The 22593-nt window shown below is 49.8% G+C and carries 20 protein-coding genes; 14 read left to right on the top strand and 6 right to left on the bottom strand.

Annotation, left to right across the window (positions count from 1 at the left end):
- The first annotated feature begins 70 nt into the window (after positions 1 to 70).
- Positions 71 to 1429, top strand: a complete 1359-nt coding sequence (locus WBL83_RS00830; protein WP_424587358.1) for an esterase-like activity of phytase family protein — start codon at positions 71 to 73, stop codon at positions 1427 to 1429.
- 74 nt (positions 1430 to 1503) lie between these two features.
- Here WBL83_RS00830 and WBL83_RS00825 read toward each other — a convergent pair whose 3' ends face one another.
- Positions 1504 to 2457: a hypothetical protein gene (locus WBL83_RS00825; protein WP_424587357.1), complete on the bottom strand. Its 954-nt coding sequence runs from the start codon at positions 2455 to 2457 to the stop codon at positions 1504 to 1506.
- A gap of 563 nt (positions 2458 to 3020) precedes the next feature.
- Between WBL83_RS00825 and WBL83_RS00820 the strand changes: the two genes are divergently transcribed.
- Positions 3021 to 3779: a hypothetical protein gene (locus tag WBL83_RS00820; protein ID WP_424587356.1), complete on the top strand. Its 759-nt coding sequence runs from the start codon at positions 3021 to 3023 to the stop codon at positions 3777 to 3779.
- Between the two features lie 107 nt (positions 3780 to 3886).
- Positions 3887 to 4357 carry an NUDIX domain-containing protein gene (locus WBL83_RS00815; RefSeq protein WP_424587355.1) on the top strand — a complete coding sequence of 157 codons (471 nt, stop codon included), beginning with the start codon at positions 3887 to 3889 and terminating at the stop codon, positions 4355 to 4357.
- 233 nt (positions 4358 to 4590) lie between these two features.
- Here the strand turns inward: WBL83_RS00815 and WBL83_RS00810 are convergent, their stop codons facing one another.
- The gene (locus WBL83_RS00810) at positions 4591 to 5394 is read right to left on the bottom strand and encodes a hypothetical protein (protein WP_424587354.1); all 804 of its coding nucleotides are present in this window, start codon (positions 5392 to 5394) and stop codon (positions 4591 to 4593) included.
- Between the two features lie 363 nt (positions 5395 to 5757).
- Between WBL83_RS00810 and WBL83_RS00805 the strand changes: the two genes are divergently transcribed.
- Positions 5758 to 6537 carry a hypothetical protein gene (locus WBL83_RS00805; RefSeq protein ID WP_424587353.1) on the top strand — a complete coding sequence of 260 codons (780 nt, stop codon included), beginning with the start codon at positions 5758 to 5760 and terminating at the stop codon, positions 6535 to 6537.
- Between the two features lie 108 nt (positions 6538 to 6645).
- On the opposite strand, the gene WBL83_RS00800 is transcribed toward WBL83_RS00805, so the two are convergent.
- Entirely contained in the window at positions 6646 to 7617 is a 972-nt protein-coding gene (locus WBL83_RS00800; protein WP_424587352.1) for a LacI family DNA-binding transcriptional regulator, read from the bottom strand.
- A gap of 306 nt (positions 7618 to 7923) precedes the next feature.
- Here WBL83_RS00800 and WBL83_RS00795 point away from each other — a divergent pair, with 306 nt between their 5' ends.
- Genes WBL83_RS00795 through WBL83_RS00780 form a run of 4 tightly spaced genes read left to right on the top strand, consistent with a single transcriptional unit; the run spans position 7924 to position 12425 of the window.
- Positions 7924 to 9171, top strand: a complete 1248-nt coding sequence (locus WBL83_RS00795) for an MFS transporter (RefSeq protein ID WP_424587351.1) — start codon at positions 7924 to 7926, stop codon at positions 9169 to 9171.
- Positions 9161 to 10249: a Gfo/Idh/MocA family oxidoreductase gene (locus tag WBL83_RS00790; protein WP_424587350.1), complete on the top strand. Its 1089-nt coding sequence runs from the start codon at positions 9161 to 9163 to the stop codon at positions 10247 to 10249. Before WBL83_RS00795 ends, WBL83_RS00790 begins: the two co-directional genes overlap by 11 nt.
- Positions 10249 to 11307 carry a sugar phosphate isomerase/epimerase family protein gene (locus tag WBL83_RS00785; protein WP_424587349.1) on the top strand — a complete coding sequence of 353 codons (1059 nt, stop codon included), beginning with the start codon at positions 10249 to 10251 and terminating at the stop codon, positions 11305 to 11307. The genes WBL83_RS00790 and WBL83_RS00785 overlap by 1 nt, the downstream gene beginning before the upstream one ends.
- A gap of 2 nt (positions 11308 to 11309) precedes the next feature.
- Positions 11310 to 12425: a Gfo/Idh/MocA family protein gene (locus WBL83_RS00780; protein WP_424587348.1), complete on the top strand. Its 1116-nt coding sequence runs from the start codon at positions 11310 to 11312 to the stop codon at positions 12423 to 12425.
- Between the two features lie 57 nt (positions 12426 to 12482).
- Here the strand turns inward: WBL83_RS00780 and WBL83_RS00775 are convergent, their stop codons facing one another.
- The 3 genes from WBL83_RS00775 to WBL83_RS00765 form a co-directional block, all read right to left on the bottom strand.
- Complete coding sequence (locus WBL83_RS00775; protein WP_424587347.1) at positions 12483 to 12908, bottom strand: hypothetical protein; 426 nt, start codon at positions 12906 to 12908, stop codon at positions 12483 to 12485.
- Between the two features lie 103 nt (positions 12909 to 13011).
- Entirely contained in the window at positions 13012 to 13458 is a 447-nt protein-coding gene (locus WBL83_RS00770; protein WP_424587346.1) for a hypothetical protein, read from the bottom strand.
- Entirely contained in the window at positions 13455 to 14633 is a 1179-nt protein-coding gene (locus WBL83_RS00765) for a hypothetical protein (RefSeq protein ID WP_424587345.1), read from the bottom strand. Before WBL83_RS00765 ends, WBL83_RS00770 begins: the two co-directional genes overlap by 4 nt.
- A 317-nt stretch (positions 14634 to 14950) precedes the next feature.
- Here WBL83_RS00765 and WBL83_RS00760 point away from each other — a divergent pair, with 317 nt between their 5' ends.
- The 6 genes from WBL83_RS00760 (at position 14951) to WBL83_RS00735 (ending at position 22507) form a co-directional block, all read left to right on the top strand.
- Positions 14951 to 16216: an ABC transporter substrate-binding protein gene (locus tag WBL83_RS00760; protein WP_424587344.1), complete on the top strand. Its 1266-nt coding sequence runs from the start codon at positions 14951 to 14953 to the stop codon at positions 16214 to 16216.
- Complete coding sequence (locus WBL83_RS00755; protein WP_424587343.1) at positions 16217 to 17134, top strand: carbohydrate ABC transporter permease; 918 nt, start codon at positions 16217 to 16219, stop codon at positions 17132 to 17134.
- Complete coding sequence (locus WBL83_RS00750) at positions 17134 to 17979, top strand: carbohydrate ABC transporter permease (RefSeq protein ID WP_424587342.1); 846 nt, start codon at positions 17134 to 17136, stop codon at positions 17977 to 17979. Before WBL83_RS00755 ends, WBL83_RS00750 begins: the two co-directional genes overlap by 1 nt.
- Positions 17980 to 17981: 2 nt before the next feature.
- On the top strand, positions 17982 to 19076 hold the full coding sequence (locus WBL83_RS00745; protein ID WP_424587341.1) for an ABC transporter ATP-binding protein: 1095 nt from the start codon (positions 17982 to 17984) through the stop codon (positions 19074 to 19076).
- Positions 19077 to 19214: 138 nt separating this feature from the next.
- Positions 19215 to 20855, top strand: a complete 1641-nt coding sequence (locus WBL83_RS00740) for a glycoside hydrolase family 13 protein (RefSeq protein ID WP_424587340.1) — start codon at positions 19215 to 19217, stop codon at positions 20853 to 20855.
- Positions 20856 to 20857: 2 nt separating this feature from the next.
- Positions 20858 to 22507: an alpha-glucosidase gene (locus WBL83_RS00735; protein WP_424587339.1), complete on the top strand. Its 1650-nt coding sequence runs from the start codon at positions 20858 to 20860 to the stop codon at positions 22505 to 22507.
- The last annotated feature ends 86 nt before the right edge of the window (positions 22508 to 22593 follow it).

Raw genomic sequence — 22593 nt, 5'->3', positions numbered from 1 at the left:
ATTTGTGTCATATAGCTGCTTTATACCTTGTTGACCAAAATCGGTGACCCCAACCGCGGATGCGAACCTAATGAAATTAAAACCTTTTGCGCTAGTACTGACCTCTTTAATTCCTCTGGCAAGTCAGGCGGCACAGCCGCATGTTGATCGTTACGTTGTCACATTCCCCCAAGGCGACCATGTAGAATACCAGGGAGCCTATGCCGCGAATTTCCCTGAAGGATTGCCGGTGGGCGTAGGCTCAGGTTTGCAGTTTGTCGGCAAAGAGGGGGAAACGCTGGTGTTTGCCACCGTGACTGACCGCGGCCCGAATGCGGACTCGCCGAAATCAGGTAAAAAAGAGTCGAAGATTTTTGCTAACCCGAAATACACCCCATTGATGATGACTATCCGCGTGGCCGATGGCAAAGCACTGGCCACCGACGCCCACCCATTGCATGACGAAAGCGGGCCGATCAGCGGTTTACCCTTGCCAGAAGGTTTGATTGGCGCGACCAATGAAATCGCACTGAGTGATACGTTGCAGCAATTGTCGAGCGACAAGCGCGGGCTGGACACCGAAGGCATTACCCCGGACGGTAAGGGCGGTTACTGGCTGTGTGACGAATACGGCCCATTCATCATTAATATCGACAGCAAAGGCAAAATCCTCAAAAAGTATGGCCCGCAGGCAGAACAAGGTGAGCAGGGGGTAGCGGACGGTTTGCCGAATATCATCAAATGGCGTCAGGCCAACCGGGGTTTTGAAGGCATCACGCGGATGCCGGACGGGCGCATTATTGCTGCGGTACAAAGTACGCTGGATATTGACGGTAAAAGTAAAAACAGTGCGCAATTCACTCGCCTGGTGAGCGTCAATCCGGAAACCGGTAAAACTGCAATGTATGGCTACCCGATTGATATCGACGTTTATAAGAAAGCCAAAGATGCCAAGATTGGCGATATTGTGGCGCTGGACGATAACCGTCTGTTGATCATCGAACAGGGCGGCGATAAAAACAAAGTGATGCGCAATCTGGTGTATGTGGTCGATCTTAGCAAGGCGAGTGACTTGAGCCGTTTTGATAAAGAAAAAGCCCCGGAATTTGATGATGCGGCACAACTGCAGGCGCGTGGTATCAAACTGGCAGAGAAAAAAGAGCTGGTTGATCTGCGTAAACTCGGCTGGCAACAAGAAAAAGCCGAAGGCATGACCCTGATTGATAACCAGACTATCGCCGTGATCAACGATAACGATTTCGGCCTGCAAGCGGTGCTGGAAAATCCTGAAGCTGATGCCAAAAAAGCTGACGATTATGAAGTGGATGGCAAAGGCCATTTGACGCGTGAAGGGCGCGAGGTCGCGACTAAAATCGCTTTAAAACCGCTGGAAAAACCCGAGTCGCAAAACGAGTTGTGGGTGATTAAGCTGCCGGAAGCGTTGAAATAAACTGAGTGGTCTGGCGGTTTTGTAGGGTGGATATGCGTAAGCATCATCCACCTTTATGTTGATTTTGCGTGATTTTAAAAACTCATCGCCAGACCCAAGCCGTAACCGTTGGTGTTATTACCAAACATATAACGTGCCACCAGCCGTGTGCGAGTGATGAAAACGTCGTAATCACTGCTATCGAGCTCAAACCCTAATCCCATCGACGTCAGGCTATTAAAACCGAGTTGCCCGCGTTGCTCGCCAATATATTCCGTATGCGCCCCTTCGAGAACATAACGCACTGGCTTGTTAAGCAACGTCCAGTCGAAAACTGGCGCACGGCGGCGCAGATAAACGCCGACATTTTGCGTGTTAGCCTCGCCTTTGACCGCCTCTGAGGTGTTGCCAAAACTTTGCAGCGTCATATTGGAGTAGCGCAACTCGATATCGATGTCCTGCGGTTTGGAGAACAATTCGTAATCGAGCATCAGCGACCCGCCAAGCCCATAGGCATTGAGTCGCCCGCCATTGAGGAAATCAAAATCCCGATTGGTGCGTTTTTGGAAAACATACGAGCCAATACGCAAATCACTGGCCATGGTGCCGAGCATGAAATTGGCGATAGGGCGCAACACCATATTGCCGCCCCATCTGTCGGTGTAGAGGTGAAAATCCCAGCCAATGCCTCCGGTGGCGGTCAGACTGTTCCATTTGGTGGGGATTTTGCGGGTTTGGGTCCCATCGGATAGCACAAATTGCGGGTCGTAGCGGCTATAGCCCATCGTCCCTTCAAGATAAATCGGGACTTCCTTGCTGAGGGTCGCGCCACCGCCAAACTGGGTAATGGACAGCTCTTTGGATTCACTGTTGCCGTTATCGATATTCAGGTCGCTGGCGGTGACATCTGGCCAGACGGTATAGCTCATCAGCGCGAGCACCGCATCGGCATGTTTTTTCGGGCGACTTGCATCCACGGCAAAACTCGCCTGGCTTGCTAACGACAGCGCGGCAATAATGGGTAGAGCATAGGAGTAGGGTACAATCATGTTGCTTCCAGTATCTCCATCGAACGGACATAAACTGTATGAATGTATTTGGCGAGAATACCTTTGTTTTCAGTATATACCCAAAATAATTCGAGTTGCAGGAAGGCGGCGACGCAGTGAGTCCCCAGCAGCTTACTTGAGTAAGTGACTGGGGTGAGCGAGGAAAGCCAACGCACGTGCAACTTGAGGTATGAAGGGTATAAAAGCGATTGAATTTTTTGCGGGGAAATTTGCTTTACCTGGCGGCGACTGAATAAATTGTGACCATCACTTATTAATCACTCCTGACAACGGGATGATCACCGATAATATGTAATTAACAATGTTTTTTGTCAGCGGGGAAATTATTGATTTTGATCTCTTATCTTTCTTTTTGTCACAATAATATCAGCAAAAAGGTTTAGTAATACTACTGGCGTCAACTGAAAGTATTATATATACAATAAGCCGGCAGAGACATAATTTTATTTCACCAGTGAGCTTGTTATTATTGATGGCGAAATTAATTGTTTCGAATTCAGTAATAACATTCCTGATATTTTACAGTTATTGGAGGTGTAATTATGGCTGCAATTACTAAAGCATTACTGGGTCAGGATTTATCCCCAGAATTACGCGATGAATGTTCGGCTCACCTTGATACTCTCATGGCTCTTGGTCAGTCAAAAACTCAATATTATGCAGAAAAAATAAACACTGATTTATTAGGTGCAGGACTGGGTACCAACAGAACGTTTCCTATAAGCTCAATCCAATCTTTTATTTATCAGACTAAAGCGTTTACGTCAGATAATGCAAAAAACATTACTGATGTTGTTAATAACTCCGTTTCAGATTTCGTTGCTGGCGACAATAAATCTGCTGTTGCAACAATCGTGAGTGGGTTTGTTAATATTCTATTTGGTTCAACTGAGGGTTCTGAAAGCGAAGTACGCAGGTATTGCGCTATTCTTGAAGGTGCGTCAATGGTTCGGCTGGATTTTGCCGGATGGTCACGTACGGTGACATCCACATCATTGAAATCAAAATGCGATAAGGTCAGCTCATTTGTCCTCTACCGTTCCATTGTGGACATGAGCAAAGTCACGTTGAATGATTTCATACAGGTTTATCAAGTTACTGTTAAAGCAGAAAATAAAGACATTGATACTGCCGGTATGCTTAAAAAATGTCAGGATCTCTATTATGTATTCAATCCAAAATCAACACCGCTGAATCATGTATCTGATCTTTCATTAGACCTTGATTCACATGAGCAATTTCAGCCCTCTGTCGGTCATAATTCATTAGATGTTTTCAACAGTAAAATAACATCATTGTAGAAAATACTTTCAATTAAACGAACCTGAAAATTATTCTCACAGGTAATCTGAGCATTAAGTTTACCTGTATGGTGATAATTTGTTGGGTATAAATAAAGGAATTCATCATGGCTAAGATATATCTCATACTCACTGATGGAAAAAACGTGCTGGTTGCGAAAGGGGGGAAGTCGGGGAACCCACCAAAGGTCCGGGGTGGTTATCATCTTCCCGGAGGTAAATATGAATCCAGAGATAAAAATAGTCTCGGTACCGTTATTCGTGAACTTAAAGAGGAAACGGGTATTACGCTAAAAAATCCTCAACAGTTGGGTAAAGATCTGACTCCAGAGAATACCGGTGGTGCTAAATTTGTAATCGTACAAACTGAAAGTGTACCTGATTGGGTTGAATGGTTCGATAAGCTCGATGAGGCGGATCGTCCGAAAGTAACCAATATATATGATGAACCATTTACGGGATTGATCAGTCTGCCCTTAGAAAATTGTTGGAAAGACAATAATTTTAATAATACTTTTTATACAGATTACTTTGGTCTGGGACTGAAAGAAGCATGCAAAATACTTGGCAAAGATTAAACGATTGCCCGTTAGTTTAGGATCGTGAATTTTTATATAAAGTATTAAACCCCGAAGGTATGGGGTTTTTTCTGTGTGCCGGGCATGTTCAGCATCTCAGGGTGAGGGTCCAGCCGTTTGATTATCGCAGGGTATTGCTCTGATCATGTCCGCTTCTACCTTGAAGCTGCCTACAGCTGCTATGAGGATGGCTGGTTTGTAGAAATATATGGTGGAAAAGTGTTAATTGTTTCTCAAGGTTTTAATTTTCCTAAACCTATCGCGTATGCTTTTTCCAGTGCAGAATAGCTTCCTGCTGCACCGTATAGATCGGTTTGAATAGGTATCACCTGGCGACACTGCTGAATTTTTTGCTGAAGGAAGCCAGTTAAAATCTTGTCATCGATAAACTCGCGTCTTTCGACCATACGCCTCGGTAATGTCCAGCGGTCCCAAAATACAACTTTTTCTTCATGGATCAATTTGGCAACCTGAAGCCATGCCTGGAATGTCCCATCTTTAATTCTGTAACTGATAAAATAGAAGGGTTCAAGATTGATATTCGAAGCCCATTCCTGAAGTTTAGCTCCATCTTTTAGCTGCCTAATGCTCTGCAAATAGTAACCAATTTGTTGTTCTGGATTTCCCCATAAAGGCATCTCGGTATTATTTTGGTTCAACGTTTGCAATTCAATCAAAATCTCAACGGCATTTTTATATGGAAACCACATTGACCCTTCTGCGGCTCTAAAACGCAGTAACGGGCGGTCATTGACAACTGTTTGGCTAATGCTTTTAACGATAAGTTTCATGTCTAAAGCAGGGGGTAACTGCTGCCTATAAGAATCCCAAGGAGAATACAATTGAGCGACAACCCAGATAACATCCCCTGGCTTAATGCGGCTTGCAGGCCCCTGCGTAGACCTAGTTATGTGATAAGTGGGATAATATATAGATTCCGGAGTTTTTTTTCTTGCCGCATAAAATGGCGGGGAAATAATGTCATCATTTTTTTGAAGAAGGATATCTCTTCTGATGTAATGGATAAAGTGATTCATACGGTCACCCTTTGCAAGATTTAACATATTTAAAGTATCATTTATACCCAAAATAATTCAAGTTGCAGGTAGGCGGCAAGGAAGCAAATTCTCAGGAGCTTACTTGAGTAAGTGACTGGGATTTGTGAGTGAAGCCAACACCCCTGCAACTTGAAGGACGACGGGTATATACAGTCTTTAATACTTCCGCATTAACAAATTAAAAAATTTAAACTTTTGTATGACAGTTTATCCATTGTGCCATTGTAATAGTTAATTGAGTACCAAGGGGTCGCATATGCAGATCCATATGCAGATCATAGATACACCCCTTGCTATTATCCAGGCTTATGGGGCTAAAATTAACTTGCAAGGTGTAATGTCATGGGAACTAACACTGAAAATGAATCATTTGTTACAGCGAAACTCCGAAATAAACTGAGCATTATCGTTGTCTGTATTGTGTTGGTTTTAATTGCTATTTTAAGCACCACTGCTATTATAGTTGGCGTGCATGACCCAGCGGAAAAGGAAAGATTTTCTCACACTAAAGATATACTTAATATAATTCTTCCACTTTTGGCAACCTGGATGGGTACTGTGTTGGCATTTTATTATACGCAAAAAAGTATGGATGCTGCGACTCAGCAAACCAATCAGATCATCAGACACTTAACCAGCGATCAAAAACTAAGTGAAATCAGTGCGGAAGATGTGGCTATTGATATGACATCTACTGACGTGACAACTTTAATATTAAAAGACCCTGGAGATGCCGCAAATATTAATTTACTGAAAAGTGTGTTGGAAGAGAAACTCGAAACAACAGGAAGAAATAGGTTGCCTATTATTGATGGCAATGGTGTTGTTCTTTATATACTACATCGTAGTGCAATCGATCAATTTATCATTGATAAACATAAAAGTAATAACTCGGATATAAGAACGTATACCCTCGCTGATTTACTCAGTGATGCGAAATGGAAAGTCATTTTCCAGTCATTTGGGACGATAAGTAGAGCAGATAAGCTTTACGCAGCCAAAAAGGCTATGGATACAAATATATATTGTGAGGACGTATTTGGAACTGAAGATGGTACTCGTTCATCTAAAGCGCAATTCTGGTTAACGAACATAACCATTGAACAGCGCTCAATTGTGTGATCACAGAAAAACTTTAGGTGACCATGATGGGACTGACCCGGCCCTATAGCCAGGAATGAGCGTTGAACTTCAGATGATGAAGTCGAATGCTCAGCTACCTTATAGACGTTATACCGATCCCCGTACCACTAACTTCCAGTCGAGGATCTCATTGACGGTTTCGACTTCGGGGTTATCAATGCGCTCGAGCAGTAACTGCACGCTGCGCACACCGAGTTGATGCATCGGTTGTTCGATGGTGGTGAGCGGCGGGAAGGTGACGGCACCAAACGGGACGCCGTCAAAGCCCATAATCGCCACATCTTCTGGCACGCGCAGACCCTGTTCGTGGGCGTAATGCATGGCTCCGCCCGCCAGCGCATCGGAGATGGCAAATACCGCATCGGGCGGCTCTGGCAGGGTAAACAGTTCCGCCATCGCCTGCACACCCGCCTGATACTCCAGGCCGTCGGCATACACTACCGCTTGCCAGTTTTTGCCGCAGGCCGCGCGATAACCCGCTTCCCGCTGTTGAGAATAGAGATAACGTAAATCACCGTTAATCAGGGCGATGCGTTTATAGCCCGCGCTTTTCAGGTGAGTGACGGCTGCCGCTGCTGCTTTAGAATTATCAATCGTCACCGATGAGGCGCGATAACCGGGGTCGCCTTCACCACATTGCACCCACGGCGAATCGCCGATCAACGTGGTCAGCCCAGGTAAACAACTGATGGCATCCATGGTGATCACCCCGTCGACTACTTTACCGCTCAACAGGCGCAAATAGGCGGATTCGCGGGTCAGGCGTGATTCCGAATTACACAGCAGAATATGGTAACCGTGCTTTTCTGCTTCTTCTTCGATGCCGCGCACCACGCGGGCGCAGAAGGGGTTGGTGATGTTTGACACCAGCACCAGCAACATGCGGCTGCGTGAGGTACGCAACTGGCGCGCCAGCAGGTTAGGTTGGTATTCACACGCCGCGATCGCCGCCAGAACTTTGTCGCGCGTGCCAGGTTTTACCGCAGGGTTGCCATTGAGCACCCGGGAAACGGTCGCAGTAGAAACACCCGCAGTTCGTGCCACTTTATCTATCGACATGTTGATCCTTTGCACGATCGTTTGAATTGTGAACCACATTCCATATTTGAATTGATACTACCAAATAATTCATCAGCATGATGGAAGTCCTTCTGAAATCGATTACATTTTTAATGAAGTGCGAATGTAATCGATTACAAAATTTACCCGTCATACTTCGTGTTGCAGGTTCGTTGGCCGCACTCAGTTACCCGAATCACTTACTTGAGTAAGCTCATCGGGATGCCTTCGGTTGCCGCCTGCCTGCACCACGAATTATTCAGGGTAAACAACAATAACAAATGCAAACTCTGTACCGGAGGATCTATGTCTTCTCAGTCGACCGTTGGGGCACAAGTGACCACCCATAAATGGGTGATCCCGCGCCTGTCGTTAATGATGTTTCTCGAGTTTTTCGTCTGGGGGGCCTGGTATGTGACGCTCGGCGTGGTGATGGGCAAATACGGCCTGAGCGCGTTAATCGGTGATGCGTATTCCACCGGGCCGATTGCCTCGATTTTATCGCCGTTTGTGCTGGGTATGTTAGTTGACCGCTTCTTTGCCTCGCAAAAAGTGCTCGGCGTACTGCACCTGGTCGGCGCGGCATTGTTGTGGTGGTTGCCTGGGGCGTTCGAAAGCGGGCAGAGCGGGCTGCTGTGGATAATCTTCGCCTACATGCTGTGCTACATGCCGACTATCGCGCTGAGCAATAACGTGGCGTTCCACAGTCTGGCGAATAGTGAAAAAGGATTCCCGGTGGTACGTGCATTCGGCACCATCGGCTGGATTGTGGCGGGCTTGATTGTTGGCACCAGCGGCCTTTCAGACAGCACGGGTATCTTCACGATGGCGGCAGTTGCTTCCGTGGTGTTAGGGATTTACAGCTTTACGCTGCCAAATACGCCTGCGCCGGATCGCGGCAAACCGTTGTCGATGCGTGACCTGCTGTGCGCGGATGCCTTCGCGCTCCTTAAACAGCGCCACTTTATGGTGTTTATCATCTGCGCCACGCTTATCTCCATCCCACTGGCGGCTTATTACGCCTACGCCGCACCGTTTATTTCAGCGGTTGGCTTTGAAAACGTCAGTGGCGTAATGGCGTTAGGACAGATGTCTGAGCTGGTGTTTATGCTGCTGATCCCGTTCTTCTTCCGCCGTCTGGGCATCAAAATGATGCTGCTTATCGGTATGCTGTCGTGGTTCCTGCGCTACGCGATGTTCGCGTTAGGTATCACCGAAGAAACCCGCTGGATGATCTACATCGGTATCATTTTGCACGGGGTGTGTTACGACTTCTTCTTCGTCATCGGCTTTATCTACACCGATAAAGTGGCGGGCAACAAAGTGAAAGGGCAAGCGCAAAGTCTGCTGGTGCTATTCACTTACGGGCTGGGGATGCTGATTGGTTCGCAAATCAGCGGCGCGGTATTTAACCGCTCGGTGACCGCGAAGGGCGCGGAAGGCTTGTTGCAATGGCAACAGTTCTGGTGGATGCCAGCGATTGCCGCCGTCGTTATCGCCGCCATCTTCTTCTTCACCTTCAATTACAAAGAGGGCGAGCAGCATGGCAAATAAGCCGCTGCGCGTCTTAGTGGTGGGCTGCGGGAATATGGGGGCAGCCCACAGCCTTGCGTATCAGCATCTGGACGAATTTACACTCTGCGGGCTGGTGGCTCGCGGAGAGTCCAAAGCTCACCTGAAAGCGCAACTGGCCGCCGACATTCCTCTGTTCGATGATTTGCAGCAGGCGATTAAAAGCACCCAGGCAGATGCGGTATGCATCGCCACCTGGCCTGATAGCCATGAGGCGCTGGCGCTGACTGCACTGGCTGCGGGTTGCCATGTGTTTCTGGAAAAACCCCTCGCCACCACGGTGAGCGGGGCAAAACGCGTGGTGGCGACGGCGAGGCTTGCCGACAAGAAACTGGTGGTCGGCTACATCCTGCGCCATCACCCGGTATGGCAGCAGTTTATTGAGCTATCCCACGGGCTTGGTAAACCGCTGGTGATGCGCATGAACCTCAATCAGCAAAGCAGTGGCAGCGCCTGGCACACGCACAAAATGCTGATGCAGTCGCTTTCGCCTGTTGTGGATTGCGGGGTGCATTACCTTGATGTGATGTGCCAGATGACCCAGGCCAGCCCGCTGTCGGTGAGCGCAATTGGCGCACGGCTCAGCGAAGACATTGCCCCCGAGCAGTTTAACTACGGCCAGCTGCAGGTGCGTTTCAGCGACGGTTCAGTCGGCTGGTACGAAGCAGGTTGGGGGCCGATGATGAGCCAGACAGCATTCTTTGTAAAAGATGTGATTGGGCCGAATGGGGCGGTGTCGATTGTCGCGCGAGAAGCCGCCGGCGAAGGGCAATCGGCGAATGTCGAGGCGCACACCCGCACCGAATCGTTACGCATTCATCACGCCAAGTTAGACGCGCAGGACGAGTTTGCTCAACAGGATGAATGGGTGATGGCAAGTGATGAACCGGATCACTTTGCCTTGTGCCAACTCGAACAACAGTTTTTTGCCCGTGCGATTGACGACGATAGCGATCTGGCACTTCATCAGCAGCAGGCGGTTGAAAGCCTGGCGGTGGTGCTGGCGGCGGATCGCGCCGTTCGTGAACAACGCACGGTATTCATTAAGGAGATGTTGTAATGAAAACCCTGAAAGGGCCATCCATTTTTCTCTCGCAGTTTATTACTGATAAGCCGCCGTTTAATTCACTCGACTCGCTGGCGGCGTGGGCGGCGGGGCTGGGTTATAAAGCGGTACAAATCCCGACTCACTTACCGCATATTTTTGATCTCACCAAAGCCGCGCAAAGCCTGGAGTACTGCGCAGAAATTCGTGCGGTGCTGGCCAATGTGGGCTTAGAAATCAGCGAGCTTTCAACCCATTTGCAGGGGCAACTGGTGGCGGTGCATCCGGCCTATGACGCGGCATTTGCCGGATTTGCTCCCGCAGACGTGGCGCAAGATGCCCACGCTCGCCAGCAGTGGGCGGTCAATAGCCTGAAACAGGCCGCCATGGCATCGAAAAATTTAGGGCTTAAGGCTCATGCGACATTTTCCGGTGCCCTGGCCTGGCCTTACTTTTATCCGTGGCCGCCGCGCAATGAACAACTACTCGACGAAGCGTTCCGTGAACTGGCTGTGCGCTGGAAACCGATTCTGGACAGTTTTGACGAAGCGGGCGTGGACGTCTGTTTTGAGCTACATCCCGGTGAAGATCTGCATGATGGCGTCACCTTCGAGCGTTTTCTCGCGTTAGTGGATAACCATCCGCGCTGCAATATCCTCTACGATCCAAGCCATATGCTGCTGCAACACATGGATTACCTCGGTTTTATCGACCATTACCACCAACGAATCAAAGCCTTCCACGTAAAAGATGCCGAGTTTCAGACCTCAGCAAAAAGCGGCGTTTACGCGGGTTATCAGACGTGGATTGACCGCCCCGGGCGCTTTCGCTCACTGGGGGACGGACAGGTTAATTTCAACGCTATCTTCAGTAAACTCGCCCAATATGACTATGCCGGATGGGCTACGCTTGAATGGGAGTGTTGCCTGAAATCAGGCGAAGCGGGCGCGCGCGAAGGGGCCAGGTTTATCGCCGACCATATTATTCCGGTGGCCGATTATGCCTTTGACGACTTTGCTAACAGCAAAAGCGAAACGTCTGCGGTGCGTCGTATGCTCGGGCTGGAGGAGTAACCATGAAGCGTATCCGTTTAGGTATGGTCGGGGGCGGCGAAGGCTCGTTTATTGGCGGTGTACATCGTATTGCTGCACGGCTGGACGATCAGTTTGAGTTAGTCGCCGGAGCATTTTCGTCCTCACCAGAGGTGGCAAAACGCAGCGGTGAAGCGTTGTTTGTCGCAAGCGACCGCTGTTACGCAAGCTGGCAGGAGATGGCGCTGGGTGAGGCATCTCGTCCGGACGGCATCGAAGTTGTCTCGATTGTAACGCCGAATCATCTGCATGTTCCGGTAGCGAAAGTTTTCCTGGAAAACGGCATTCACGTTATCTGCGATAAACCTCTCGGCGTGACGCTTGCCGAAGCGCAGCAGCTTGCTCAGGTTATCGAAACCACCGGTCGTCACTTTATTCTCACTCATAATTACAGCGCGCTTCCGATGGTGCGTGAAGCTCGTGCGCGTATTGCCAACAGTGAAATCGGTGATATTCGCGCCATCGAAGTGGAGTATTTACAGGACTGGCTGAACGACCGCCTTGAGTTGACCGATAACAAGCAGGCCAGCTGGCGTGGCAATCCAGCGTTAGCCGGTGCGGGGGCGATTGGCGATATCGGCACGCACGCCTGGCAACTGGCGGCATTTGTCAGCGGCATGGAGCCGGAAGTGGTGCGCGGAGAACTGTTAACACGCATTCCAGGGCGAGTACTGGATGACGAAGTGTACGCCGAAATGCGCTATGCCAATGGTGCACGCGGGCGTTTATGGGCAAGCCAGGTGGCACCTGGTTTCGAAAATGATTTGCGTCTGCGCATCGTCGGTAGCCGGGCAACGATAAGCTTTCGCCAGCAACAGCCAGAAATTCTGGAAATACATCCGCATCATGGAAATAGTTACACCGTCACGCGAAATGGAGTGAATAACCACGACTCTGTCCGCCATCAGTGCCGCACACCCGCCGGGCATCCGGAAGGGTATCTGGAAGGGTTCGCGCAAATCTACCGTGAAGCGGCCGTTAAAATTCGCGGCGGTGATGCGCCATTGCTTCCAGGAATAGCGGAAGGGTTGGCCGGTATGAAGTTTATTAAAACGGTACGAGAAAGTAGCGAACGAGGCGGGGAATGGCTGGAGTGGTAAGACTCCAGAAGCATGTGAAAAGGACCTTGTAACGGTCCTTTTCGCCAGGGTGATATTTCATGGTTTAACAACGTTTAGTGTGTATTCTTTGCTAAATGCGCTCGCTGGGGCGATCATGCTGCCGTACATACCTCCGCCAATTATAATTTTTATTACACCGGGTTTCACCGGTGTGCCATAGATTTCAACACAATTATAATCAAAGGGATCTCTCGTTTTTGGGGTAATTCTCCATTCTTCCATTGGGCAATTACGTAAAAAAATCCCGGTTTTATCCGGTGATACAAACCCAATTCGTCTCTCAGAATCGCCAATAACCGCGCCTCCTAAAATTTTAATCTTGAAAAAATAAGACACGCCAACAGTTGCTGGTTTTAAATTTTCATTGTCAGGGATATATTCAGCCTTAGGACTTAAGACACTGCATGCTGAAAGGAAAACTATCCCACCTAATACAAGACTACGTAAGATCAATATATTCATTTAATTGGTTTACCCCCGCCGTCTAAAACAGATGAATGAAAAAGTCTATTTTCACAACGCGAAAAGGACCTCATGATCATCCTTTTCGCCAGTGCGCTGAAATTTATGGTTCAACAACATTTAGTGTGTATTCTTTGCTAAATTCACTGGCAGGGGCGAACATATTTCCATACATTCCCCCATTGATATTTATTTTTAGCTCCCCTGCTTTTAGCGGAGTACCATACACTTCGATACAGTTACCATTATAAAGGCGTTCTTTGGGCATCAGAGATTGTGTTTTCCGCCCAGTTAACTGACAGTTCCGAAGGAAAATGCCAGCATCATTCGGCGTAACTAATCCCGGCCTGTACTGAGGCTCGGGATGGTACCACCCCCCAATAACCCGACCACCGATAATATCGATTTTAACAAAATATGGAACACCCACTGTGGCAGGTTTTAATTCCCTATTATCGGGAATATATTCCGCCTTCGGGCTTAAAATACTGCAAGCTGAAAGACAGAATAGTCCTCCGACTACAACACAGCGTAAGAGGTATTTATTCATTTGATTGGTTTAAAAACCACCCCTCCAAAAAAACGATTAATGAAAAATGAAAGATCTTTTCCGGGTTTAATCTGATCTACACTCTGTCCCCACGAAAATAACGTCAGATGCACCGTTCCGTCCGGATCCTCAATGACAGGGCTATCCCAGACAACCCAGTGTGTAGGATATGTCGACCGTTCAGACAAACTTCCTTCTAATAAGCTGTCATTGATGAGTGAGACAACTTTATAGCCTTGCTTTACATAGTCATTTAAATCTTGAATTCCCTGTATGCCCGCCTGTGTAATACCGACATTACTGAATACCTTTATATATCCTGCTTTCTCAAACCATTCTGTAAGCGTATGCCACAGAGTAATCCCGGCAACAGGGGAATCGAGCGTATCAAAGCTTAATACGGTATTTTCTGTATCTCTCAGACCTGCAAGCGTCATCCAGTCCAGACCCAATATTCTGGGTCCAAAAGTATCGTAAAAATCCCCAGAAGGATGCCGACAACCCTCACCGGGCGCTATTTCAAGCTCACCAATTTTTGTTTTCCCGTATTGCCACAAATCATTTGCAGCCTGGGCATAAACATCTGGCCTGTCCCTTTGCAGACAATAGAAAAAGACAGCAGGTCCACATAAGCTGCCTGCATTCTGGTTGGGGAATGTAACGTGGTTAAATCTATTTTTTATCTGCTCTTTAATTATATTTTTTTCAAATGGATCTTGTGGGTCTCCAACAGGAAATTGCTCAGCAATAAAAGGTCTTTCCTGCCTGGATATGTTTACAGTCACGATGTTTCCACTCTCACTTTCCAGTTCCGAGGTACCTGTTGAAACGAAATAGCAGGGATTTTCACGCTTAACGGGAGACCAGGCTTTGCCGCTGGCAAACTCTTCTAAAGTGTACATCCGGGTAAAAGGTAAAGGGGTAATGCAATGTATATGGAGCATGGTTTTCAGGTAAAGCGTGACTTCCATATTATAAATAGTTGAAAGGGGTTCGCTGATATTTTCAGTAATATGACTCAGCGTTTCATAACCACCCTGAATAGGTTGCTGCTTAACGTCAACAACAGGAAATTTATTGTTGTTGGAATCCATTCGATAAATACATAAATCATAGAGTAAAGAACCGGGTGATACGTTTGAATGAATACGAGTACTGAGGTGATAAACAGTCATAATTAATCCATTAATTAGAGAGTGGTTATAAATTGACAGGAATCATACATCAATTATGGTTTCACAAAAATTATCCGTTTCCGGATATTACTGCCCGTTTTGCCATGCTGTTGGTCACTAGATTATCGGGTTGTAGATACCCCGTAGCGTGTCCTGCGCAAAAGTGAAATAAAAAATAGCGATACGTGCACCACGTCGAGAATTCGCACAAAGGTTAGGGTGCTAAGTTGCCGCATGGCTTGGTTATTAACTAGCTTTTCAAATGGTGTGCTGTTTTTTCACCTCCCTCCGGTCCGGCCTGAACAAAAGAGGAAACAATGAAAAAGCTGACGTTAAGTCTTATTACCTTAGCGCTGGCGGGCGTTTCTAACGCCGCGCTGGCCGATACTCTGCGTATGGAATGCCCGATCTCCCCCGGCGGTAAGGAATACTGCAACTACGTCAAAGACCGTTTTGAAAAGCAAACCAGCAACAAGCTGGAGTTCATCGAATTCCCTGCGGCATCTGACGAGAAGCTGGCTTTGCTGCAGCAGTTGTTTGCCGCCAAAGATGAGAAAGCGGTCGATTTGTTCCAGTCAGATACCATCTGGGTCGGCCTGCTGGATAAGCAAACGCTCGATTTGACTGACGCCGTCGGCGACATGAAAGGTGATTTCTTCCCAGGCCCATGGGCGAACGACACGGTAAACGGCAAGGTGAAAGCCGTTCCAGCTTATCTGGACACTGGCGTGCTTTATTACCGCAAAGATCTGCTGGAAAAATACAACGAACAGCCGCCAAAAACCTGGGAAGAGCTGACGCGCATCGCCACCAAAATTCAGGAAGAAGAGCGCAAAGCCGGGCATAAAAACTTCTGGGGGATGATCTTCCAGGGTAAATCGTATGAAGGGCTGACCTGTAACGCGCTGGAGTGGATAGATTCCTACGGCGGTGGCACGTTCATCGACGAAAAAGGGAACGTGACCATTAATAATCCGAAGGCTGCGGCAGCACTGGATATGGTCGCGGGCTGGATTGGCAAAATCACGCCGAAAGGGGCGTTAGGCTACAAAGAAGAGGAGTCACGTTCGGTGTTCCAGAACGGTGACGCGCTGTTTATGCGTAACTGGCCTTACGCTTATCTGCTCTCCCAGGGGGCGGATAGCCCGCTCAAAGGCAAAGTGGGCGTGGCGCCACTTCCTGCCGGTCCGGATGGCAAGTCGGCCAACGCACTCGGCGGCTGGCAGTGGTCTATCAATGCTAATACCAAAAACAAAGATGCAGCGATTGCGCTGCTGAAGATCCTTACCGATGCCGATTCGCAGAAAATGCAGCTCAAGTATCTGGGCTTCGCACCGACACGCTCGGCCTTGTATGAGGACAAAGCGGTGCTTGAAACCGCGCCACATCTGACGCTGTTTAAAGAGATCTTCGCCAACGCGGTACCACGTCCGGCAACGGCGACCAAAAGCCAGTACCCGCGTGTTTCCAACGCCATTTTTAACGTCACCTTTAAGGTGCTCAATGGCGGCAGCGACGGCAAAACCGCCGTGGCGGATCTGGAAAAACGTCTTGAGCGTGTCAAAGGCAAGGACTGGCATTAATTGGCGCACTTAGGCTACCAACAGCGGCGTCGCCGTATCGCGTGGATACTGGTGGCGCCAGCACTCTTGTTACTTGCACTGGCGGCGGGTTGGCCGCTGGTGCGCACCTTCTTTTTCAGTTTCACCAATGCGATGCTCGACAATCCATCCGATTACCAGATGGTGGGGCTGGCTAACTATTACGCCACCAACGACGGTGACAGCAGTGGCGTGCTGGTCGATCCTTTATGGTGGCAGGCGGTCGGTAACACGCTGTGGTTTACCGTGGTTTCCGTCGGTTTAGAGCTGCTGCTTGGCATGCTGCTGGCGCTACTGATGAACCAGAAATTTCGCGGCCAGGGGTTAGTACGTACCGCTATCCTGGTGCCGTGGGCGATCCCAACGATTGTCAGCGCCAAAATGTGGGGCTGGATGTTCCACGATCAATACGGCGTGGTGAACGATTTACTGGCGAAAATATTCGGTTATCAGGCGCATCTGGCGTGGATTGCTGAGCCGTCGTTATCGATGTGGGCGGTGGTGATTGCGGATGTCTGGAAAACCACGCCGTTTATGGCTTTGATGCTGTTGGCCGCACTTCAGCTGATCCCTGGCGATCTGTACGAGGCCGCGCGTGTCGATGGTGCCAGCCCCTGGCAACGGTTCAAGCGCATCACGCTGCCACTGATCATGCCGGCGATGATTGTGGCGCTGATCTTCCGGGTGATGGATGCGATGCGCATCTTCGATTTGATTTTCGTCCTGACCTCCAACAGTGAGGCGACCATGTCCGTTTCCGGATATGCCCGCGAGCAGATCATCTCCTATCAGGATATGGGCGTCGGCTCGGCGGCCTCGGTGCTGGTGTTTATGATGGTGGCGGGGATTGCTGCCTGCTTTATCCGCGTTTCACGATTGAACGAAAAGGAGAAGCGCTGATGAAAACCACGCGTCGGCAACGCAAATTCGGCCACCAACTGGTTATCTATACTGGCGCGACGCTCGCCGTGCTGTTCTGCGTTTTCCCGTTTTATTACGCGATTCTGACCTCGTTGCGCACCGGGCAGGAGCTGTTTTTACCCGCGTATCTGCCCAGTGGGTATCACTGGCATAACTATGTGGTGGCGCTGGTTGATAACGGTATTGCCCGCAGTTTGCTTAACTCGGTGCTGGTGGCAACCCTAACCGTGGGCATCTGTTTGTTAGTCGCTATCACCGCCTCGTTTGCCCTGGCGCGAGTGCCGTTTCGCGGGCGCAAATTCCTGCTGTTCACCATTCTGTGCGTGTCGATGTTTCCGCAAGTGGCAGTACTGACGGGCATGTTTGAGCTGGTGCGTTTTCTTGGGCTTTATGACTCCCTCGGTGCGCTGGTGCTCTCATACACCACTTTTTCGCTGCCGTTCACCGTCTGGGTGCTAACCACTTTTATGAAGTCGATTCCGGTTGAACTGGAGGAGGCCGCGATTGTGGATGGGGCGAAAACCTGGACCATTATTCGCCGCGTGTTTGCCCCGATTCTGGCGCCCGCGCTGGTCACCACCGGGCTGCTGGCGTTTATCGGCGCGTGGAATGAATTCATGTTCGCGCTGACGTTTATTATTTCTGGCGACAAACGCACCGTACCGGTGGCTATCAGTATGTTCAGCGGCGCATCAACCTTTGAACTGCCGTGGGGCAGCATTATGGCGGCATCGGTGGTGGTGACGTTGCCGATTATCGTACTGGTGCTCATCTTCCAGAAACGTATTGTCAGTGGGCTTACCAGCGGAGCGATTAAGGGATAACCATGGCGCAACTCGTGCTCGATAAAATTCAAAAACGCTACGGCAGCAGCTCGGAAGTGATTAAACCCCTCGATCTGGAAGTGAACAGCGGGGAGTTTGTGGTGGTGGTGGGGCCATCAGGCTGCGGGAAATCCACTTTGCTGCGGATGGTGGCTGGGCTTGAGGAGATAAGCGGCGGCGAGATGCGCATCGATGGCGTTTGCGTGAACGATGATTCTCCTTCAGAGCGCGGTATCGGCATGGTGTTCCAGTCCTACGCGCTCTATCCGCATATGACGGTGTACCAGAATATGGCGTTTGCGCTGGAGATGGCAAAACTGCCGGTAAAAGTTATCGACGAAAAAGTGCGGGAAAGTGCGCGAATTTTGCAACTTGAGCATTTGCTTGAACGGCGGCCAAAAGATCTCTCCGGCGGTCAGCGTCAGCGCGTCGCGATTGGCCGTGCCATTGTGCGCGAACCGAGCCTGTTTTTGTTCGATGAACCGCTGTCGAATCTTGATGCTTCACTGCGCGTGCAGATGCGTATGGAGATCGCCGCACTTCATAAACGCATCAACGCCACGATTTTGTACGTCACCCACGACCAGGTCGAGGCGATGACGCTGGCTGACCGTATTGTGGTGTTAAACCAGGGGCAAATTGAGCAGGTTGGCACGCCGCTTGAGCTATACGACCGCCCGGCAAACGTGTTTGTGGCACAGTTTATTGGCTCGCCAAAAATGAACCTGATCCCGGGTGTGTTAACCCACGGCAGTTCACTGCGCACTGACGTGAGGCTTGAGAATCGCCAGCAAATTTCCCTGCCGATAAACGGGGCTGGTGTTCATGAGGGGCAGGTGGTGCAACTGGGGATCCGCCCGGAACATATCCAGATTACCGGGCTGGCGCAGGCAGATATTGAAGGCGAAGTGCTGTTTGTTGAGCAGATGGGCAACGAAACTTTGCTCTATGTTAATAGCGGTTACGGTAGCGAACCGTTAGTGATGCGCCATACTCAAAGACTTGAAATCCAAACCGACCGTCGTATCGGGCTGCGTCTTCCGCCTGAAAACTGCTACTTGTTTAACAGCGACGGGCGGGCGTTTGTGCGAATTTAGGCGATGATTATTGCGGTGGATGACGCTGCGCTTATCCACCCTACGGAAACAGCGCCTATGTCGAAACATCATCCACCCGACGGATATTGCGTGTAGGTCGGATAAGCGCAGCGTCATCCGACAAAAAAGGAGAAATCTGTGGAAAAAAAATGGTGGCACAACACGGTGGTGTACCAAATCTATCCGCGCAGTTTTATGGACAGCAACGGCGATGGTATCGGGGATATCAACGGCATCATCAGCAAGCTCGATTATCTGCAACAACTCGGCATTAACCTGATTTGGCTCTCGCCCGTTTATCGCTCGCCGATGGACGACAACGGTTACGACATCTCCGATTATGAAGACATTGCCGCCGAATTTGGCACCATGGCGGAAATGGAATCTCTTATCCAGCAGGCCAGACAGCGCAATATTCATATCCTGATGGATTTAGTCGTCAACCATACTTCTGATGAACATCCGTGGTTTATCGAGGCGCTGAAATCCACAGACAATCCTTACCGTGAATTTTATATCTGGCGCAAACCTGCGGCAGATGGCGGCCCGCCGAATGATTTCCGCTCCTATTTTGGTGGCAGTGGCTGGGCGTTAGACGAAGCCAGCGGCGAATATTATCTGCACCAGTTTTCCGTACGCCAGCCCGATCTTAACTGGGACAACCAGCGCGTACACGATGAAGTCCACGCCATGATGAATCGCTGGCTGGCGAAAGGCATCGGTGGCTTCCGTATGGACGTTATCGATCTTATCGGCAAAGAGGTGGATCAGCAGATCATGGCGAACGGCAAACATCTCCATGCCCTGATTCGCCAGATGAACCGCGCCACCTTTGGCAAAGGCGATTACGTCACTGTCGGTGAAACCTGGAGTGCGACGCCGGATGATGCGCTGCTTTACAGCGGTGAAGAGCGAGAAGAGCTGTCGATGGTGTTCCAGTTTGATCACATCAAACAATTCTGGGATGAAAATGCCGGGAAGTGGCGCAGCAAGCCGTTTGAGCTGGCGAGCTTCAAAGCGGTTATCGAAAAGTGGCAAACGCAGCTTGCCGACCAGGGCTGGAACTCATTGTTCTGGAGCAACCACGACTTGCCGCGCGCGGTATCAAAATTTGGTGATGAAGGGGAGTTTCGTGAACCTTCCGCCAAAATGCTCGCCACCGCGCTGCACTGCCTGAAAGGCACACCGTATATCTATCAGGGCGAAGAAATCGGCATGACTAACGTGCGCTTCGGAAATATCGATGAATACCGCGATATTGAAAGTCTGAATCTTTATCGCGAGCGGCTGGCGGCAGGTGTCAGCCACGAGGAAATGATGCTCGGCATTCATGCTAACGGACGCGATAACGCCCGCACGCCGATGCAGTGGGACGCCAGCCCGAATGCCGGTTTTACGTCGGGCACACCGTGGATTGCCGTCAACCCTAATTACCGCGAAATCAACGTTGCGGCAGCACTTGAGGAGCCGGACTCCATCCTCTGGCACTACCAAAAACTGATTGCGCTACGCAAAAATTATCCGGTGCTGGTGTACGGCGATTACCAGCCGGTGATGCAGCAGCATGCGCAGGTTTTTGCCTGGCTGCGCGCACTTGATGACGAGCGTTTGCTGGTGATCAACAACTTCTCCCGCGAGCACCTCACCCTCGAGATACCCGAATCGATGCAGGGCTGGCATGGCGAATGTTTGATTAGCAACTATGCGCCGCGTGACCAGCTGGCGGTCAGTATTGAACTGCAACCTTATGAATCTTTTGCCTTATTGATGAGGAGTTAACCATGGCGAACTGGTGGAAAGAGGCGGTGGCCTACCAGATTTATCCACGCAGCTTCAAGGACAGCAACGGTGATGGCATTGGCGACCTGAACGGTATCACCGAAAAACTCGACTACCTCAAAGATCTTGGCATCGATCTGATTTGGATCTGCCCGATGTATAAATCGCCTAATGACGACAACGGCTACGACATTAGCGATTATCAGGAGATCATGGCGGAGTTTGGCACCATGGCAGATTTTGACCGCCTTTTGCAGCAGGTTCATGCTCGCGGCATGCGGCTGATTATCGACCTGGTGGTCAACCATACTTCCGATGAACACCCGTGGTTTCTGGAGTCCCGTTCGTCGCGCGATAACCCGAAACGCGACTGGTACACCTGGCGCGACGGTAAAAATGGTGCAGAGCCGAATAACTGGGAAGGGATCTTTAAAGGTTCGACATGGGAATTTGACTCGCAAACCGACCAGTATTATCTGCATTTGTTTACCCGTCGCCAGCCGGATTTGAACTGGGAAAACAAAGAGATGCGTGCGGCCGTTTACGACATGATGCGCTGGTGGCTGGACAAAGGGATCGACGGTTTCCGTATCGACGCCATCGCCCATCTGAAAAAAGAGCCGCTGTTTGCCGATGTACCTAATCCTGACAAACTGCGTTACGCACCCTCAATGAAAAGCCATCTTAATTATGACGGGCTGCTCGACTATGTGGATGACATGAGCCGCAACGTGCTCAAAAATTACGACATCGTCACGGTCGGTGAAATGAACGGCCTGTTTGCCGACCACGCTGAGGAGTGGGTGGGCGAGCATCGCAACCGGCTGAGCATGGTGTTCCAGTTTGAACACGTGCGTTTATGGGAGCCGGAAGCGGGTTTACGTCCGGAACCGGCAGTACTGAAGAAAATCTTCACTGCCTGGCAGGAGGCGCTGGAAGGCAAAGGCTGGAATGCGTTGTATGTGGAAAACCACGATCTGACGCGCATTACGTCGCGCTGGGGCGACACCGAACATCACTGGCGGGAGAGCGCCACCTGTATTGCCGCGCTGTTTTTCTTAATGCAGGGCACACCGTTTATCTACCAGGGCCAGGAAATCGGCATGACCAATACCCGCTTCGAGGGGCTGGACGATTTCGATGATGTGTCAGCGAAAAACATCTGGCGCGAGATGGAAGCCGAGGGCAAAAGCGAAGAAGAGATTATCGCGTTTCTGACCAACACCGGACGTGATAACTCGCGCACGCCGATGCAATGGAACTCGTGGCCAAATGCCGGTTTCAGCGACGGCACACCCTGGTTTAAGGTGAATGCCAATTTTGAGATGATCAACGTTGCCAGCCAGCAGCAAGACCCCGATTCGGTGCTGAACTTCTACCGTTCACTGATCCATTTACGCAAGCAACAGCGCGCGTTGATTTACGGGCGTTATGAGCTGGAGCTGAAAGATCACCCACAAATCTATGCTTATCGACGCGTACTTGATGAGACGGAGTTTGTGGTGCTGTGCAATATGTCCTCCAAATCTGCCCGTTGGTTGAGCGAAGAATTACCGCTCGAATGGGCCAATTGCGTGCTGGGGAATTACCCTCAGGTTGATGAAATCTATCGGCTGCACCCGTGGGAGGCGCGGGTTTATAAATTAGCGTGAACAGATTTGTCGGATGACGCTACGCTTATCCGACCTACGAATTACGGTTTTGTAGGGTGCATGACGCTACGTTTATCCGACCTACG

Source organism: Buttiauxella sp. (assembly GCF_049686335.1).
Classification (GTDB): domain Bacteria; phylum Pseudomonadota; class Gammaproteobacteria; order Enterobacterales; family Enterobacteriaceae; genus Buttiauxella.
This window is presented reverse-complemented; position numbering and strand designations above follow the sequence as displayed.

Excerpts from the sequence above, each read along its gene's own strand:
- WBL83_RS00805 (WP_424587353.1), top strand. The coding sequence starts at position 5,758 with ATGGGAACTAACACTGAAAATGAATCATTTGTTACAGCGAAACTCCGA.
- WBL83_RS00735 (WP_424587339.1), top strand. The coding sequence starts at position 20,858 with ATGGCGAACTGGTGGAAAGAGGCGGTGGCCTACCAGATTTATCCACGC.
- WBL83_RS00780 (WP_424587348.1), top strand. The coding sequence starts at position 11,310 with ATGAAGCGTATCCGTTTAGGTATGGTCGGGGGCGGCGAAGGCTCGTTT.
- WBL83_RS00765 (WP_424587345.1), bottom strand. The coding sequence starts at position 14,633 with ATGACTGTTTATCACCTCAGTACTCGTATTCATTCAAACGTATCACCC.
- WBL83_RS00825 (WP_424587357.1), bottom strand. The coding sequence starts at position 2,457 with ATGATTGTACCCTACTCCTATGCTCTACCCATTATTGCCGCGCTGTCG.
- WBL83_RS00830 (WP_424587358.1), top strand. The coding sequence starts at position 71 with ATGAAATTAAAACCTTTTGCGCTAGTACTGACCTCTTTAATTCCTCTG.
- WBL83_RS00770 (WP_424587346.1), bottom strand. The coding sequence starts at position 13,458 with ATGAATAAATACCTCTTACGCTGTGTTGTAGTCGGAGGACTATTCTGT.
- WBL83_RS00745 (WP_424587341.1), top strand. The coding sequence starts at position 17,982 with ATGGCGCAACTCGTGCTCGATAAAATTCAAAAACGCTACGGCAGCAGC.
- WBL83_RS00750 (WP_424587342.1), top strand. The coding sequence starts at position 17,134 with ATGAAAACCACGCGTCGGCAACGCAAATTCGGCCACCAACTGGTTATC.
- WBL83_RS00760 (WP_424587344.1), top strand. The coding sequence starts at position 14,951 with ATGAAAAAGCTGACGTTAAGTCTTATTACCTTAGCGCTGGCGGGCGTT.
- WBL83_RS00795 (WP_424587351.1), top strand. The coding sequence starts at position 7,924 with ATGTCTTCTCAGTCGACCGTTGGGGCACAAGTGACCACCCATAAATGG.
- WBL83_RS00775 (WP_424587347.1), bottom strand. The coding sequence starts at position 12,908 with ATGAATATATTGATCTTACGTAGTCTTGTATTAGGTGGGATAGTTTTC.
- WBL83_RS00790 (WP_424587350.1), top strand. The coding sequence starts at position 9,161 with ATGGCAAATAAGCCGCTGCGCGTCTTAGTGGTGGGCTGCGGGAATATG.
- WBL83_RS00815 (WP_424587355.1), top strand. The coding sequence starts at position 3,887 with ATGGCTAAGATATATCTCATACTCACTGATGGAAAAAACGTGCTGGTT.
- WBL83_RS00820 (WP_424587356.1), top strand. The coding sequence starts at position 3,021 with ATGGCTGCAATTACTAAAGCATTACTGGGTCAGGATTTATCCCCAGAA.
- WBL83_RS00810 (WP_424587354.1), bottom strand. The coding sequence starts at position 5,394 with ATGAATCACTTTATCCATTACATCAGAAGAGATATCCTTCTTCAAAAA.
- WBL83_RS00785 (WP_424587349.1), top strand. The coding sequence starts at position 10,249 with ATGAAAACCCTGAAAGGGCCATCCATTTTTCTCTCGCAGTTTATTACT.
- WBL83_RS00800 (WP_424587352.1), bottom strand. The coding sequence starts at position 7,617 with ATGTCGATAGATAAAGTGGCACGAACTGCGGGTGTTTCTACTGCGACC.